The 16299-nt window shown below is 60.0% G+C and carries 17 protein-coding genes; 15 read left to right on the forward strand and 2 right to left on the reverse strand.

Annotated features, from left to right (window positions below; translation table 11 throughout):
- Positions 1-196 precede the first annotated feature (196 nt).
- Both DW806_RS13310 and DW806_RS13315 read right to left on the reverse strand, forming a co-directional pair.
- On the reverse strand, positions 197-1399 hold the full coding sequence (locus DW806_RS13310) for an ATP-binding protein (protein WP_117751684.1): 1203 nt from the start codon (positions 1397-1399) through the stop codon (positions 197-199).
- A gap of 110 nt (positions 1400-1509) precedes the next feature.
- Positions 1510-1707, reverse strand: a complete 198-nt coding sequence (locus tag DW806_RS13315) for a hypothetical protein (RefSeq protein ID WP_118730251.1) — start codon at positions 1705-1707, stop codon at positions 1510-1512.
- 134 nt (positions 1708-1841) lie between these two features.
- On the opposite strand from DW806_RS13315, the gene DW806_RS13320 reads away from it, so the two are divergent.
- The 15 genes from DW806_RS13320 (at position 1842) to priA (ending at position 16298) form a co-directional block, all read left to right on the forward strand.
- Positions 1842-2051, forward strand: a complete 210-nt coding sequence (locus tag DW806_RS13320) for a putative Se/S carrier-like protein (protein WP_158578380.1) — start codon at positions 1842-1844, stop codon at positions 2049-2051.
- A gap of 1 nt (position 2052) precedes the next feature.
- A complete protein-coding gene (locus tag DW806_RS13325) occupies positions 2053-3180 on the forward strand; it encodes an aminotransferase class V-fold PLP-dependent enzyme (protein ID WP_118730253.1) in 1128 nt (375 codons plus the stop codon).
- A 459-nt stretch (positions 3181-3639) separates the two neighbouring features.
- Complete coding sequence (gene cdaA / locus DW806_RS13330) at positions 3640-4458, forward strand: diadenylate cyclase CdaA (RefSeq protein WP_243022759.1); 819 nt, start codon at positions 3640-3642, stop codon at positions 4456-4458.
- On the forward strand, positions 4455-5825 hold the full coding sequence (locus DW806_RS13335; protein WP_118730255.1) for a CdaR family protein: 1371 nt from the start codon (positions 4455-4457) through the stop codon (positions 5823-5825). Before cdaA ends, DW806_RS13335 begins: the two co-directional genes overlap by 4 nt.
- Before the next feature lie 5 nt (positions 5826-5830).
- Positions 5831-7402 (forward strand): NAD(P)/FAD-dependent oxidoreductase, encoded by a 1572-nt coding sequence (locus tag DW806_RS13340; protein WP_243022765.1) that lies wholly within the window; start codon positions 5831-5833, stop codon positions 7400-7402.
- Between the two features lie 113 nt (positions 7403-7515).
- Complete coding sequence (locus tag DW806_RS13345; protein WP_158578381.1) at positions 7516-7929, forward strand: SoxR reducing system RseC family protein; 414 nt, start codon at positions 7516-7518, stop codon at positions 7927-7929.
- Positions 7930-8046: 117 nt separating this feature from the next.
- A complete protein-coding gene (locus DW806_RS13350) occupies positions 8047-8979 on the forward strand; it encodes a DUF5685 family protein (RefSeq protein WP_147358110.1) in 933 nt (310 codons plus the stop codon).
- The gene (locus DW806_RS13355; RefSeq protein ID WP_110435122.1) at positions 8966-9598 is read left to right on the forward strand and encodes a J domain-containing protein; all 633 of its coding nucleotides are present in this window, start codon (positions 8966-8968) and stop codon (positions 9596-9598) included. The genes DW806_RS13350 and DW806_RS13355 overlap by 14 nt, the downstream gene beginning before the upstream one ends.
- Position 9599: 1 nt before the next feature.
- Entirely contained in the window at positions 9600-10106 is a 507-nt protein-coding gene (locus DW806_RS13360; protein WP_118730259.1) for a hypothetical protein, read from the forward strand.
- An 18-nt stretch (positions 10107-10124) separates the two neighbouring features.
- Positions 10125-11000, forward strand: a complete 876-nt coding sequence (locus tag DW806_RS13365) for a YicC/YloC family endoribonuclease (protein ID WP_118730260.1) — start codon at positions 10125-10127, stop codon at positions 10998-11000.
- Positions 11001-11030: 30 nt separating this feature from the next.
- Positions 11031-11294 (forward strand): DUF370 domain-containing protein, encoded by a 264-nt coding sequence (locus tag DW806_RS13370; RefSeq protein ID WP_110435119.1) that lies wholly within the window; start codon positions 11031-11033, stop codon positions 11292-11294.
- Entirely contained in the window at positions 11287-11844 is a 558-nt protein-coding gene (gmk, locus tag DW806_RS13375; RefSeq protein ID WP_118478414.1) for a guanylate kinase, read from the forward strand. The genes DW806_RS13370 and gmk overlap by 8 nt, the downstream gene beginning before the upstream one ends.
- 69 nt (positions 11845-11913) lie before the next feature.
- Entirely contained in the window at positions 11914-12312 is a 399-nt protein-coding gene (gene rpoZ / locus DW806_RS13380; RefSeq protein ID WP_118730261.1) for a DNA-directed RNA polymerase subunit omega, read from the forward strand.
- A 3-nt stretch (positions 12313-12315) separates the two neighbouring features.
- Complete coding sequence (gene coaBC / locus DW806_RS13385; RefSeq protein ID WP_117751696.1) at positions 12316-13509, forward strand: bifunctional phosphopantothenoylcysteine decarboxylase/phosphopantothenate--cysteine ligase CoaBC; 1194 nt, start codon at positions 12316-12318, stop codon at positions 13507-13509.
- A 338-nt stretch (positions 13510-13847) separates the two neighbouring features.
- Positions 13848-16298 carry a replication restart helicase PriA gene (gene priA / locus DW806_RS13390; RefSeq protein ID WP_118730262.1) on the forward strand — a complete coding sequence of 817 codons (2451 nt, stop codon included), beginning with the start codon at positions 13848-13850 and terminating at the stop codon, positions 16296-16298.
- The last annotated feature ends 1 nt before the right edge of the window (position 16299 follow it).

Consider the following 16299-nt stretch of genomic DNA (forward strand, 5'->3'; position numbering starts at 1 on the left):
TGCGGCGTTGCCGCAATTCACCTTGCCGCACCCTACGGTAGAGCGTATGCAATACCCAAAACATTCCGAAACAACGGAAATGGTTCCACAATAGCAACAAAACGCAGACCTATGATTTTAAGGTCTGCGTTTTGTTTTATTTAGATGCAGAAATGAAAAATGAAATCATTCTCCATTCTCCATTCTCCATTTTCAATTACTTCCCATACTGCTCCGCCAGCTGCTGGCTGATAAACTGTCTTGCGGTACGCGGCGAGCGGCCGTTGCGGCGCAGCGCGAAGCGCTCTGCAAGCAGGTGCAGCTCGTCGATATCAAGGTTCAGGTCGTTCTCCTTGGCCAGCTGCTCGACGATGTACAGATACTCGTCCTTATCCGGCACGGAGAAGGTGATCTCCAGACCGAAACGGTCGGACAGCGAGGTAACGGTCTCGAGGGTATCGCGCACGCGCACCTCATCGCCCTGACGGTCGGCCATGCTCTCGCGGATGAGATGACGGCGGTTGGACGTTGCGTAAATGACCAGATTGGACGGCTTTCCGGCCAGACCGCCCTCGATAAACGCCTTGAGCGCGGCAAAGTTGTCGTCCTCGCTGCTGAAGGTCAGGTCGTCGAGGAACACGATGAAACGGAACGGCGAACGCAGGGTCTGCTCGAACAGCTTGGGGAAATTCGTGATCTGCCGCGGAGACATCTCGATGATCTTCAGGCCGCGGTCGGCGTACTCATTGGCAACCGCCTTGACGGTCGAGGACTTGCCGGTGCCCTTGTCGCCGTAGAGCAGGATGTTGTTGGCGTCGCGTCCGTCGAGGAAGGCAAGCGTGTTCTTGAGGATTTTCTGCTTCTGCATCTCGTAGCCGGGCAGGTCGTGCAGACGGATGGCATCGGGATGTACGATCGGGGTTGCCGAGCCGTCGTCCTGCATGGCAAACGCCGAGGACTGTGCGAAGAAGCCGTAGCCCTCCTCGCGGTAGTAATCGGCAAGCGCCGCACCGGTGGAGAACGGAAGCGAGTCCGCAGCCTCGAAGTCCGGCAGGTCCTCGAGGGCAGGCTCGTAGAACTTGTCCGCTGCGGCGGATTTGAAGGCTTCGCCGTCGAGCGCGAGCAGAGCGTTCAGCACGTCCAGATCGTGGGTTGCGGCGTTGAGCACAGCCGCTTCCGGTGCGTTGATGGTATCGGTCAGGGTGTTGGTGTCAAAGTGCACGGCGTCGAGCACTGCCTGCGCGATATCGCCGCAGGAGAAGCGGGTCGCGCACAGTGCGCCGTAGCGGTCGGCAAAGTCGGCGGCTGTGCCGTCGAGCGCGGTCAGCGTGTCGCCGTAGGCGCGCACCAGCGGATGGGAAAGCAGTCCGCGCAGCACGGAAAGCGCGCGCAGACGCAGGGAAAGGGCGGAAAGCTCCATTGTTTTCAACTCCAGTCAGGATTGTAGTTTATAACCTAATCAGCATAGCACACTTTTCCGCTCATTTCAACATAGTATGAGGGGAGAAACCTTAAGGCAACACCGCACAATTAAAGCTGCGGCTCCTTGCGCAGGCTCCGGTCGCGCTGCCGCGGTTCCTTGCGCAGGCTCCGGTCGCGCTGCTGCGGCTCCTTGTGCAGGCTCCGGTCGCACTGCCGCGGCGCTTTGCGGAAATTTTGTGCCCTGACTTTGGCTTCGGTTCCTTGCGCGAGTTCCGTCCGCGCTGCCGAGATTTCACGGTAATACATCAAGTATTACTGCAAAACTGCGCCTCGTCAGTCCGCAAAATTTACTCACAAATCGCTTTTGTTCAATTATGCGGTATTGCCATAGTTTCTCAGAATTGGGAGGGAGGAGTGCCCTTATGGGCGGTTATGCGCTGTTGATCTGCCGCAGTCAGACCGAGGCCATCGGCCTGCGGCGGCATTTGGCGCGGTTGGGTGTACCGGGAGAGGTCGCGCGCCCGCCGCGTCACGAACGAACCGAATCCTGCGGATGGGCGGTGCGCGTGAGCGCGCAGCAGGCGGACTGGGCTGTGCATCGGCTGCGGCAGCTTGGTGCGCCGCTGTGCCGCGTGCTGCGGGAGGACTGACATGATCTATCTGGATAATGCTGCCACCACCTTGTATAAGCCGCGGGCGGTCGAGCAGGCGGTTCGCCGTGCGATGTACGGCGCGGCAGGCTACGCGCGAGGCGGCTACGCGGCAGCCAATCGAGCGGGAGAGTTGGTGTACGCCTGCCGGGAGCAGGCAGCGGCGCTGTTCGGCGTGGGCGAGCCGGAGCGAGTCATTTTCACGCTGAACGCCACGCATGCACTGAATATTGCGATAAATGCGCTCGTAAAACCGGATTCCCGCGTCATTGTGAGCGGTTACGAGCACAATGCGGTCATGCGGCCGCTGACGGCTCGAAATATCGAGCCGACCGTGCTGGATACGCCGCTGTGGGACGGCGCGGCTATGGTTTCTGCGCTGAAACAGGCGCTGGAACACGGTGCCGACCTGATGATACTGAGCCACGTTTCCAACGTGTTCGGCAGCATTGCGCCGCTGGACGAAATCGCGGAATTGCTGACGGAAAAAGGCGTGCCGCTCATCCTGGATGCGTCGCAGTCGGCGGGCGTGGCGGAGATTGACGTAAAGCGCTATCCGTGTCTTGCGGCGGTGTGCATGCCCGGACACAAGGCGCTGTACGGACCGATGGGCACGGGCATTCTGCTGGCGCTCGACGACCGGATTGCCGCGAAGCCGCTGCTGACCGGAGGAACGGGCAGTCTCTCCGAGGAGCTGCGCCAGCCGGATTTTCTGCCGGATGCGCTCGAGAGCGGCACGCCGAATGTGCCCGGCATCGCGGGACTCGCGGCGGGCATCGCCTTTGTCCGGGCGGTTACGCCGGCACACATTGCCGGGCAGGAGAGACGGCTGGTGCATGAGCTTGCCCGTGCGCTCTCCCGCGAAAGCAAAATCGAGTGCTTTTCCGGAAAGGAGCAGACCGGCGTGCTGTCCTTCCGCGTTCCCGGCACGCCGAGTGAGGTGCTTGCGGATATGCTCTCGGACGAGGGCGTGTGCACCCGGGCGGGGCTGCACTGTGCGCCGTTCGCGCACCGGACGGCGGGCACGGAGGACACCGGAACCGTGCGGCTGTCCCTGTCGTTCTACTCGACGGCGCGGCAGCTGGAGCAGGCCGCAGACAAAGTTTGCAGATTGGTAAAAAAACTGTGAACACGCTATACAGAAAGCCGGATTTGTGGTAGTATAAGTAAGGTAAAACATGGCTTTCTGTAAAGGTAACAGACTGCGGCTTGTCGAAAAGAAGTCTGTGCTTTACCGATTTGTTTTTTCTTCGCGCGTCAGCGCGCATAAAATAGAATTTGCTCAGCAAATTCATAAAAAACGGGAGCATGTATCGGCGCAGCGCGGCCAAGAAGCCGCGCAAGGATAGCGCTGGTTTTTATGCCCTGAGAGGGAGAAAGTTTCCGAATGGGAACTTTCGGACGACTTTGGAACGGCCCACGGTCCGTTCCTGTTGTCGGCCAAACCGTGGTTTGGCGACAGCCAAAAAATGAGGAGCAAGTTAGGATAGGTGACAAAATGGGAGCGCTGCAAAATGTATTCTCACCGAATTTATCATGGCGGACCATAATAAGTTCTTTTTTCAGTGCGTTTGATCAATTCCGCACAATGACGCCGATCGACGTGGTGGATATCCTCGTCGTGGCGTATATCATTTACCGTGTTATGAAGCTGCTGAAGGATACCAGCGCCGCACGACTGGCCAAGGGGATTCTTATTCTGGTGCTTATCATGCTGTTCGCCAGCTTCCTGCGTCTGACCATGATCTCGTGGCTGCTGCGCAACGCGCTCAGCGTCGGCGTATTCGCCGTTGTGGTCATTTTTCAGCCGGAGCTGCGCCGCCTGCTCGAGCAGATCGGCAAGGGCAACCTCAGCCGCATGCTGATTCCGGATACCGACCCGAATGTGGTAGAGAGCATGATCGTTGCAACCGTTTCCGCGTGCGCGGATATGTCCAGGACCAAGACCGGCGCGCTCATCGTGTTCGAGCGCAAGGAGCGTCTCGGTGAGATCATTTCCACCGGCACGAGAGTGGACGCAGCACCGTCTGCCGAGCTCATCAAGAACATTTTCTTCAAGAACAGCCCGCTGCATGACGGCGCCATGATCGTCCGTGCCGGACGGGTGTGCGCTGCAGGCTGCGTGCTGCCGCTTTCCGGCAATCAGGGTCTGTCACGCGACCTCGGCACGCGCCACCGCGCGGCTGTCGGCATGAGCGAGACCGCGGACAGCGTGCTCGTCGTCGTCTCCGAGGAGACCGGCGCGATCTCTGTCGCCATCGGCGGCATGCTCAAGCGCCATCTGTCGCCCGAGATTCTGCAGAAGATGCTCGAGAGCGAGCTGCTCGGCGATGAACTCAGGAACAGGAACGAAAAAAGCCGTATTGCCGCCATCCGCGACAAGTGGAAGGGAGGTGCCGGCAAGTGAAGAAGAATTTTATCAAAAAGCAGGATTTTCTGCTGAAGCTCCTGTCGCTGGCGCTGTCTATCGTTCTGTGGGCAGTTGTTATGGATATTGACAATCCTGAGCGCAACATGCGCTTTGACGATGTGCCGGTGCGTATCATCGGTGCGTCCCAGCTGAAAGCAGCGACCGGTCTGGAGCTCATCGAGGGCGAGGACACAACGGTCACCGTCAGCCTGCGCGGTCAGAGCAAGAGCGTCGGCGAGGTCCGCGCCAGTCAGATCACCGCAACGGTGGATATCTCGGGTCTGACCGAGGCGAATGAATACGATCTTCCGGTCACCGTGTCGGTCAGCAAGTCCGGCGTGGAGACCAACTATGTCAATCCCGGCAAGGTGCACGTCCGCGTAGACCGCGTGGAGAGCAAGGATGTTCCGGTCGAGGTCAATGTGACCGGCACACCGGACGACGGCTATCGCGCAGGCAAGCCGACCACGGCAACCAAGAAGGTCACCGTTTCCGGTCCGGCAACCGATCTGGCGCAGGTGTCCAAGGCGGTTGCATCCGTGGATGTTACCGGCCGCAATTCCTCGCTGGCCGACTACGAATGCAAGGTAACCCTGTATGATCAGGACGGTGCGGCGTTCACCTCGAACTATATCACCAGCCAGACCGAAAAGATCAAGGTTTCGGTTCCGATCTACCGCGTCAACAACATTCCGCTGACCGTCACCCTCAAGGACGGCGGCAGCCTGACGCAGAATCAGGTACAGTGCGTCATCGACCCGGAGAATGTAGAGGTTATCGCGAGCAATCAGGCGGTGCTGAGCGACATCAAGGAGATCAACCTCGGTGAGATCGACCTCGGCAGCGTCCACACGGGCACGCCGATCTCCATGTCCATCAAGGATAAGCTGCCGAGCGGCGTTTCGCTCGTCAGTGGTCAGCCGGAAACGGCAAACGTCACCATCTCGGTGGACGGTATTGCGACCCGTAAGGTTCAGGTCTCCAAGTTCGCGTGGAACGACACCGCGCAGGAGAATACGCCGTACAAGGTCGCTATCCTCACCAAGTCGGTCGAGATGGAGCTGCGCGGCAGTGAAAGCCAGCTGAAGAAGGTCGATGTGAATAACCTGTCCATCGGTCTGACCTACGATTCGGTATCGCTCGGCGTCGGCAGGCACACGGTCAAGGGCGTGGCTACGACCGTCGGTCTGCCGAGCGGCGTAACGCTCGTCGAGGAGGATATCGAGGTCGAGATTGAGATCACCGACCCGCATGTGTCGGATGAGACGATCACCTCGGATAAGACAGACAGCACAGACGATACGGACAGCACGGTCGCAGAGCCGACCGCGCACCGTACAAGGAAGGGCGGTGGCAGCCAGTGAGCCTGATGGTAACCGGCATCCGTCTGCCGTTTGATCTGCCGGAGCAGGCCGCCGTTGCGGAGGCATGCCGGCTGACCGGTCTCACGGCAAACGACATACAAGCGGCGGTCTGCCGCGTCAGCATTGACGCGCGGCGCGGACAGATCAGCCGGGTATATTCGGTGCGTCTGGACGCGCCGTTCGACGAAAAGGCATTTGCGGAAAAACTGCAAATGCCCTTCGTGCGTTATAAACCCAATACGAAAATCGTCATTCCGCACGGCGAAAAGCGGCTCGAGCACCGTCCGGTGGTGGTCGGCCTCGGTCCTGCGGGACTGTTCGCCGCCTATGTGCTGGCAAAGCACGGCTACCGTCCGCTCGTGCTCGAGCGCGGCGGAGATCTGGACGAGCGCGACAAGGTCGTGGATGTGTTCTGGAAGGGCGGTGCGCTCGATACCGACTGCAATATCCAGTTCGGTGAGGGCGGCGCCGGCGCCTACTCGGACGGCAAGCTGACCACGCGCATCGGTGATCCGCTGTGCGACAATGTGCTGGAAATCCTTGCCGCGCACGGTGCTCCGGCGGATATCGTCAAAAAGGCGAAGCCGCACGTCGGCACGGATATCCTCAAGGATGTAGTTCGTGAAATGCGCCGCGAGATCATCAAAAACGGCGGTGAAGTGCGCTTCCGCACGCCGCTGACCGGCGTTTCGGTCAAAAACGGTGCACTTTGCGCCGTCGAGGCGGACGGGCAGGACATCGCCTGCGAGCGGGCGGTGTTGGCCATCGGCCACTCGGCGCGCGACACCTTTGTCGCGCTGCACGGAAACGGCGTGTACTTTGAGCCGAAGGCGTTCTCGGTGGGCGTGCGCATCGAGCACCTGCAGACCGAGATCGACCGTGCTCTGTACGGAAAGGCGGCGGGACATCCCATGCTGCCGCCTGCGGAGTACAATCTCTCGCGCAGAGCCGACGGACGCGCGTGCTATTCCTTCTGCATGTGCCCGGGCGGCGTGGTCGTTGCGGCACAGAGCGAGGAGAACACGGTCGTCACCAACGGCATGAGCTATCATGCGCGCGACGGCAAAAACGCCAACGCGGCGCTTGCCGTGTCGGTTGACCCGAAGGACTACGACGACGGCACGCCGTTCGGCGGCGTGGCGCTGCAGCGCCGGATCGAGCACGCGGCGTACGCGCAGACCGGCTCGTACCGCGCGCCGTGCCAGAAGGTCGGGGATTTTCTGAACGGCAAGCCGACCCGAAAACTCGGTGCGGTCAAGCCCAGCTATCCCATCGGCGTGGAGCTGGGAGAGGCGGCAGCCTGCCTGCCGGACTTCGCGCAGACCATGCTGCGGGACAGCCTGCCGTATTTCGGCCGCAAAATCCGCGGCTACGACACAGCGGACGCGCTGCTGACCGGTCCGGAAACGCGGACCTCGTCTCCGGTGCGCATGACGCGCGGCGAGGATCTGTTCGGACTCGGCTGCAGCGGCATCATTCCGTGCGGCGAAGGCGCCGGATACGCCGGAGGCATTATGTCTGCCGCCGTGGACGGAATCAGAGCGGCATTTCGGATTATGGAAGAGTTTGCAGATTGAGAATGGAAAATGGAGAATGAATGTGCTTTGGACATGACCATAATTTTCAATTCTCCATTCTCAATTTCCCATTACTGCAACTGGTTTTGAATAATAGAGAGGAAGATTTCAACGTGACCCAACAGGGAACCATCAAAAAGCTGCTGCCGAACGGTCTGGCAGAGGTCGAGGTAACGCGCCGCTCGGCGTGCGGCCACGACTGTGCCAAGTGCGGCGGCTGCGGCGGTCTGGAAACCCAGACGCTTTACGTTACCGCACGCAATCACGCGCATGCGTCCGTCGGCGACCGCGTGCTGCTCGAGGGCGAGACCAGGCAGGTGCTCGGCTTTGCCGTGCTCGTGTATCTGCTGCCGCTCGTGCTGTTTTTTGTCGGCTACGGCGTCGGCGCAGGAATGAAACTTGGCGGCGGACTGTCCGCGCTCATCGGCGGCGTGCTGTTCGTCGGCGGCATTCTGGCGGCGATGTGGTACAGCCATAAGCTGAAGCTCAGAAATGAAGCGCCGTTTGCCATCACCGAGCGGCTTTGATGCGGAATAGAGTCGGCGAAACCGTGGTTTCACGACAGGCAGTTTTAATTTTTTATGAATTTTCGCCAATTTTCTGTGTTCGCCCTTGTCAGATACGCAAAAGTTCGGTAAAATAGATTGAATACGAAAGTCCGTGCACACCGCACGGCGGGAAAGGGCTATGCGATGTTTGGCTTTATCCGTCCGGTGAAGGTCGAGCTGCGGGTGAAGGAGGCTGACCGTTTTCAGCAGGTTTACTGCGGCTTATGCCACGCGATCCGCGCAGAATACGGCAGATTTTACACCTTGTTTTTAAGCTACGATATGACGTTTTTTGCACTTGTTGCAGGAAGTGAGGAGGCGGAGACTGCTCCGCCGTGCAGAAAACGATGCGACGCTTCTCCGTTTCGGCGGAAAAGCTGTGCCGAGACAGACGATGCACTTCGTCTGGCGGCGGACGCGAGCATCCTGCTGACCTATCACAAGTTTCAGGATGACCTGGCGGACGAAAAGGGCGCGAAACGCGCGCTTGCGGCGCTGCTGTGCCGCCTCGGCCGCCGCGGCTACGAGAAGGCGCGCGCACGCATGCCCGAAGCGGATGAGGACATCCGGCAGGCGCTCGAGGATCTGCGCCGTCTGGAGGCGGAACGCTGCCCGTCCATGGACCGTGCGGCGGATACGTCCTCGCGCATGACAGCTGCCGTTGTGCCGCGCACCGGAGACACCCGCGAGCGTATTCTGCACCAGATGTTCTATCAGATCGGCAGGTGGATCTACCTTGTCGATGCGGTGCAGGACATCCAAAAGGATATGGAAGAGAACAGCTACAATCCGGTCGTTCTGCGGTATGAACTGCAAACGCCGGACATCTCTGCGGTCAGGGAACCGCTCGAGCGCACGCTCGAACGCTCACTGGCGGATATCTGCATGGCATTTGACCTGCTGAGTCCCCGGAGAGATGCGGACCTGATCCGCAATATCATTTTTCTTGGTATGCCGACCGTTACCCGACAGGTACTGAACGGCACCTACCAGACGAACGAAGGAAGGGGAAAACATGGATCCCTATAAAGTGCTCGGTGTAACACCGCAAACGAGTGATGATGACGTCAAGCGCGCGTACCGTGAGCTGGCGCGCAAGTATCATCCGGATAACTATGTAAACAATCCGCTGGCAGATTTGGCCGAAACCCGCATGAAGGAGATCAACGAAGCGTACGACATGATCATGAACGAACGCAGGAATCCGGCGGGAGGCAGCAGCGGACAGCAGCAGAGCTATGGCGGCGCATACAACGGACAGCAGTACGGCGGCTATCAGCAGCGCACCTACACCGGTGCGAATGCCGCGCTGTACAGTCAGGTGCGGCAGGCCATCAATCAGGGCAACCTCGGCATGGCAGAGGCGCTGCTGCAGAGAGCCGCAGGACGGGATGCGGAGTGGTTCTATCTGACCGGCACGGTATACTACCGCAAGGGCTGGTACGATGAGGCCGCCCGCGCGTACACGCAGGCGTGTCAGATGGACCCGAACAACGCGGAGTATCAGCACGCGCTGCAGAATCTCCATCTGTCCGGCGGCTACGGCGGCTACCGGCCGATGCAGGAGACAAGCATGTGCGACTGCTGTGTGCAGACGCTCATCTGCAACTGCTGCCTGAACATGTGCTGCGGCGGAGGCGGCTGCTGATATGAGCACGCGCGAGATCGCCCGCGGCGGACTTCTGGCAGCGGCGGCCACGGCGTGGCTGTATTTCGGCGGTGTGATGCCGCAGATCGGACCGGCGGCCTGCCTGATAGCAGGTGTGGCCTCGGCGATACCGCTGCTGCGCCGCGCGAACGTAAAAACGGCTGTGCTGCTGTACCTCGTCACCTCGGTGCTGGGACTGCTGCTGACACCGCGCAAGCTGATCGTGGCGGCCTATGTGCTGCTGTTCGGCCTGTACCCGATCGTAAAATATCTGATCGAGTGCCGTCTGCCGGTTTTCACGCAGCTGAGCGGCAAGCTGGCGTATTTTAACGTGGTGCTGGTGCTCGCAGCCGTTCTGGTAAGCTGCGGTCTGTTTCCGCAGGTGCAGATGCCGGGTATTTTCCGGCTTGCCGGACTGTGGATCGCGGCAAATATCGGCTTTATTGTATATGATATCGGGCTGTCAAAGGTGATCGCGCTGCTGCGCCGCACCCTGCCGCCCGAATAAGAAGGGAAAGAGATATCTATGAAGAGTATGACCGGCTACGGACGTGCCAAGCAGGAGCTGCACGGCAGAACCATCACAGCAGAGCTGCGTGCGGTCAACCACCGCTATCTGGACTGCACGGTAAAGGCTCCGCGTCAGTACGGCTTTCTGGATGATGCCGTAAAAAAGGCCGCTGCGGCGCGTATTGCACGCGGCAAGGTTGAGGTTTACATCGGCGTGGAGACGCAGGAGGGCGGCGACATTGCGGTTACGGTGAACAATGCGGTCGCGGAGCACTATCTGGCGGCGCTGCATGAGCTGGCCGACAAGTACGGTCTGCGCGATGACGTGAGCGTGATGAGTCTGGCGAAGCTGCCGGATGTGCTCGGCTCCGAGCGCATCGAGCAGGACGCGGACGAGATGACCCGCGATGTGCTGTCCGTATTTGGCGAAGCCTGCGACAATTTCGACGAAATGCGTACCCGCGAGGGTGCTAAACTGGCTGAGGATGTGCGAAACCGCGCGTCCGAGATCGAGCGCATGGTCGGTGAGGTGGAGGTCCGCTCGCCGGAGCGCGTGCGCGAGTACCGCGAGAAGCTGCTCGCCCGCATGAAGGAGGTGCTGGCGGATACGTCCATCGACGAGACCCGCATCGTCACCGAGGCGGCCATCTACGCGGACAAGACTGCTGTGGACGAGGAAACCGTGCGTCTGCGCAGCCATCTGCAGCAGCTGGACGGCATGCTGAATGAGGTCAAGCCGGTCGGCCGCAAGCTGGATTTTCTCGTGCAGGAAATGAACCGCGAGACCAATACCATCGGCTCCAAGGCAAACGATGTGTCCATGGCGCAGGTCGTGGTCAATATCAAGAGTGAAATTGAGAAGATCCGCGAACAGATTCAGAATATCGAGTAATTTACAGTATATCGAGGAGTGAGGTCAGCGATGAAGCTCATCAATATCGGATTTGGCAATATGGTCGCTTCGTCGCGGCTGATCGCCATTGTCAGCCCGGAATCCGCGCCGGTCAAGCGTACCGTGCAGGAGGCCCGCGACCGCGGCATGGTCGTGGACGGCACCTACGGCAGACGCACCCGCGCCGTGCTCATCATGGACAGCGACCATGTGGTGCTCAGCGCCCTGCAGCCGGAGACCGTTGCGGCTCGTTTTGCGGGCGAGACCGAGGAAGGAGAACCAGAAGATGCGTAAGGGAACGTTGTATGTATTCACCGGACCGTCCGGTGCAGGCAAGGGCACCGTGCTGTCCAGGCTGCTGAGCGAGGACGAGAAGCTGTTCTTCTCGATCTCTGCGACGACCCGTGCGCCGCGTCCGGGCGAAAAGGACGGCGTACAGTATTATTTCCTCACGAAAGAGGACTTTGAGGCGAAGATCGCCGCTAATGCGTTCCTCGAGCACGCGAAGTACGTTGATAACTACTACGGCACGCTGGAGGCTCCGGTGAACGAAAAGCTGGAGGAAGGCTGCGATGTTATCCTCGAGATCGAGGTGCAGGGCGCGATGCAGGTGCATGAAAAGCGTCCGGATGCCGTGATGGTGTTCATTGCGCCGCCGTCGTTCGAGGAACTTGCGAACCGTCTGCGCGGACGCGGCACCGAGGACGAAGCCAAGGTGCAGAAGCGTCTGGAAACGGCGAAGGGCGAACTCGCGCAGCAGGATAAATTCGATTACGTCGTCGTAAACGACACGGTGGAGCGTGCAGTAAACGAACTGCATGAAATCCTTAACAAGCGTCGATAAGCGACAGTATATAAACAGAAACTTTCATAAAATAAAACTATATCTGGTAAATAAGGAGAACTGATTACTATGCTGAACCCTTCTATGCAGGAACTGATGAAACGAGTAGGCAACCGCTATCTGCTGGTAAACCTGGCAGCACAGCGTGCCCGCGATATTGCCGATGAGTCGGAGGAAAAGGGCGAGCCGCTGCCGGACAAGGCTGTTAAGCTGGCGCTCGATGAGATCGCAGCCGGCAAGATCGTTTACCGTCCGGGTCCGCGTGTAGAGACTGCTATTCCGCAGAACAATGCCATTGCAGCCGCTATGGTTGATGTGGACGATACCCTTGATCTGGATGAGGACGAGGAGCACTCCGACTCCGAGGATGACGAGGACAAGGATGAGAACGCGGACGAGGTGCGCCGCCTGAACGAGTTTGACGACGGCTCTCTGAGCGACGGCGACATTCCGGAGGAGGACCTCTAAGCCATGCGTTTTGCAGGGAAAACGGTCGTTCTGTGCGTGACGGGCGGCATTGCGGCCTATAAAGCTGCCGATCTCACCAGCAAGCTGCACCAGAACGGCGCGACTGTCCATGTGCTGATGACCGAGTCCGCGACTCAGTTTATCGCGCCGATGACGTTTGAAACACTGTCCGGCAACCGCGCGGTCGTGGATACGTTCGACCGCAGCTTTCCGTGGGAGGTGGAGCACATTTCGCTCGCGAAGGCGGCTGACGTGTTCGTGATCGCACCGGCGACCGCCAACGTCATCGCCAAGGCGGCGCACGGTATCGCGGACGACATGGTGACGACCACGCTGCTTGCCACCAAGGCGCCGGTCGTTGTCGCTCCCGCGATGAACACCGGCATGTATGATAATCCGGTAACGCAGGAGAATCTGGCTGCGCTGAGAAAGCGCGGCTTCCACATCATCGAGCCGGACGCAGGTCATCTTGCCTGCGGCGACAGCGGACGCGGCAAGCTGCCGGACACGCCGACGCTCCTCTGGGGCATTGAAAAGGCGCTGACCGAGCAGGATCTGGCAGGCAGGCACGTTCTTGTCACCGCCGGTCCGACACAGGAGGCCATGGACCCGGTTCGGTTCCTGTCCAATCACTCCACCGGCAAAATGGGCTATGCGATCGCGGCCCGCGCGGCCATGCGCGGCGCGGACGCAACGCTTGTTTCCGGACCGACGGCGCTCGATACGCCGCACGGCGTCACGCGTGTGGATATTGTTTCCGCGCGGGATATGTACGACGCGGTGACGAGCCGCGCACCCGAGCAGGATTTTATCATCAAGGCTGCCGCCGTCGGTGATTACCGTCCGGCGCAGACTGCGGATGAAAAGCTCAAAAAGGGTGACGGCGAGATGAATATCGAACTGACCCGCAATCCGGATATTCTCGCCGCACTCGGCAAGGATAAAAAGCCGGGACAGCTGCTGTGCGGCTTTGCGATGGAAACGCAGAACCTTCTCGATAACGCCGAGAGCAAGCTGCGCCGCAAGAACTGCGATATGCTTGTAGCGAATTCGCTGCGCGATAAGGGTGCGGGCTTCGGCACGGATACCAATGTGGCTACCTTGCTGTTCAAGGACGGACACAGAGAGACCCCGCCGATGATGAGCAAAGAGGCGCTTGCCGACCTGATTCTTGACCGACTGCTCTCTATGAAATAATTAGTAGTTAGTAATTAGAAATTAGTAATTTTGCGAAGGCAGATGTTTTCGCAATTATCGTAGGGTGCGACGACCTCGGCGCACCGTATCTAACGATTGGCACAATCTTCACCGTAGGGGCGGTCATTGGCCGCCCACGTCCATTTAACGATAATGTGGGAGGTCACTGACCTCCCCTACGGGCTACATAATGCCAATGAATTTACATGCGGTGCGCCGAGTCGTACCCCAGGGCACCTTCTCTTGCGGCGTTGCCGCAATTCACCTTGTCGCACCCTACAGTATAACGAAATCCACATCGTAAAATTGATAAGAAAGATGAGAAAGGTTGTGATTCTATGGCGGAAAAAATCTGTGCGGCCGCCGTGGATGCGGCAACCTATGCCATCGACAAGCTATATTCTTACCGTGTGCCGGACGAGCTGCGGGAACAGGTGCAGATCGGCACCCGCGTTCTCGTGCCGTTCGGCTTTGGCAATAAACGGGCGGAAGCGGTGGTGCTCGCCTTCCGCGAGGATGCGGGCGAGTTCAAACTCAAGCCCATCGTGGAGGTGCTGGACGAAACGCCGATTCTGACCGCTGAGCAGCTGAGACTTGCGGCGTGGATGCGGGAGAGATTGTACTGCACCTACTTCGACTGCGTACACGCCATGCTGCCCGCCGGATTGTGGTTCAAGCGCAACGAGACGTACACGCTCGCGCCGGACGCGGATTTGGCGGCTCTGCGGGAGCGGGACGGCGAAGACGGTCAGGTGCTGGCGCTGTTTGAGCAGCCGGGACAGACGCTCTCGGTGAGTGAGATACGCGATCGGCTCGGCAAAGGCGCGGGACAGACGCTGGACGCGCTGGCAGGCGAGGGGATCCTCATCTACCACAGCAATACGGCGCAGAAAACCGGCGATAAGACCGAAAAAATGCTCCGTCTGGACATGGAAGCAAGTGAAGCCATGTCGCACATCAGCCGCCGCAGTCCGGCGCGGATGGACGTGGTGTCGCTGCTGTCGGACGGCGGCGCGATGAGCCAGAAGGAAATCGTCTACATGACCGGCGTGAGCGACGCCGCGCTGCGCGACATGACGAAAAAGGGCATCCTCCGCGCGGAATACGAGGAAGTGCTGCGCGCACCGGACTTTTCCGAGGTGCCGCGCGCCGCGGCTCCGGTGCTTTCGGCGGCGCAGCAGCAGGCGTATGACGGCATGGCGGCGCTGATGGACGAAAACGCGCCTCGTGCGGCGCTTTTGTTCGGCGTGACCGGCAGCGGCAAGACGCAGGTATACCTGCAGCTGATCGCGCACGCGCTTGAGCAGGGAAAGAGCGCCATTGTGCTCGTGCCCGAAATTGGACTGACACCGCAGCTTCTGCGGCAGTTTGCCGCCCGATTTGGCGAAGAAGTCGCGGTTCTGCACTCGGCGCTGTCCGCCGGTGAGCGGTACGACAGCTTCAAGAAGATAAAAACCGGCAGAGCAAGGGTGGTTATCGGCACACGCTCGGCGGTGTTCGCGCCCGCGAAGAATCTCGGCGTTATCATCATCGACGAGGAGCAGGACGCGGCGTACCGCTCGGAGCAGTCGCCGCGCTACCATGCGCGGGATGTGGCAAAGTACCGCGCGGCACAGACGGACGCGCTGCTCGTGCTCGGCTCGGCAACGCCGTCGGTCGAGACGTATTACGGCGCAAAACAGGGAAAATACCCGGTTTTCACGCTCACCGAGCGGTTTCTCGGTGCCGGACTGCCCGAGGTCATCATCTCGGACATGCGCGGACTGGCCCGCGAGGGACGGAGCGGCATCATCGGCCCGGATCTGGAACGCGAACTGATCAGCACGCTCGAAAAGGGCAAGCAGGCCATCCTGTTCCTCAACCGGCGCGGAAACAGCCGCGTGATCGGCTGCGGCGTGTGCGGCTGGGTGCCCGAGTGCCCGTCCTGTTCGACCACCATGACCTACCATTCGGTGTCCGGCCGCGCGATGTGCCACTACTGCGGCGCTTCCATCAAGATAACCGGCAAGTGCCCGGCCTGCGGCAGCACGAGCCTGTTCACCGAAACGCCCGGCACGCAGAAGCTGGAGGAGGAGCTGCACGAGCGGTTTCCGTCCGCACGGGTGCTCCGCATGGACGCGGACACCATGACCGCCAAGGGCGCACACGAACGCCTGCTGAATCAATTCGGCAAAGGCGAAGCCGATATCCTTATCGGCACCCAGATGGTGACCAAGGGACTGGATTTTGAGAACGTCACGCTGGTCGGTGTGCTGGACGCGGATCAGAGCCTGTACGCGCAGGACTACCGCGCACATGAGCGCACGTTTTCGCTCATCACGCAGGTGGTCGGCCGCGCCGGACGGCGATTTGACACCGGACGCGCCGTGATCCAGACGTACAGTCCGCTGCATCCGGTCATCCTGACCGCCGCGCGGCAGGACTACGAGGCGTTCTACGAGAGCGAAATGCAGACGCGCGAGGCGCTTCGGTGCCCGCCCGTGTGCGATATCACCATGATAACCGCCGTCGGCGAACTGGAGCAGCAGGTGCTCAGCAGTCTGCTCGCGCTCAAAACGCGCCTGCAGAGCCTGATGGAAGGGCAGTTTGCCGATGTGAAAGCGCCCGTGCTCGGCCCCGCCGCGGCGCAGATGGTCAAGGTGATGGGACGGTATCGCTACCACCTCACCATCCGCGCGAAGGACTGTGCAAGATGGCGCAGGCTCATCTCGGGCGTGCTGCGGGAGTTTATGCAGGACGGTAAAAACCGGGGCGTTACTGTGTTCGCGGATTCCAATAATGAAATGTAGC

The sequence above is a fragment of the Butyricicoccus sp. AM32-19 genome, assembly GCF_003480365.1.
In the GTDB taxonomy this organism is placed as follows: Bacteria; Bacillota; Clostridia; order Oscillospirales; family Butyricicoccaceae; genus Agathobaculum; species Agathobaculum butyriciproducens.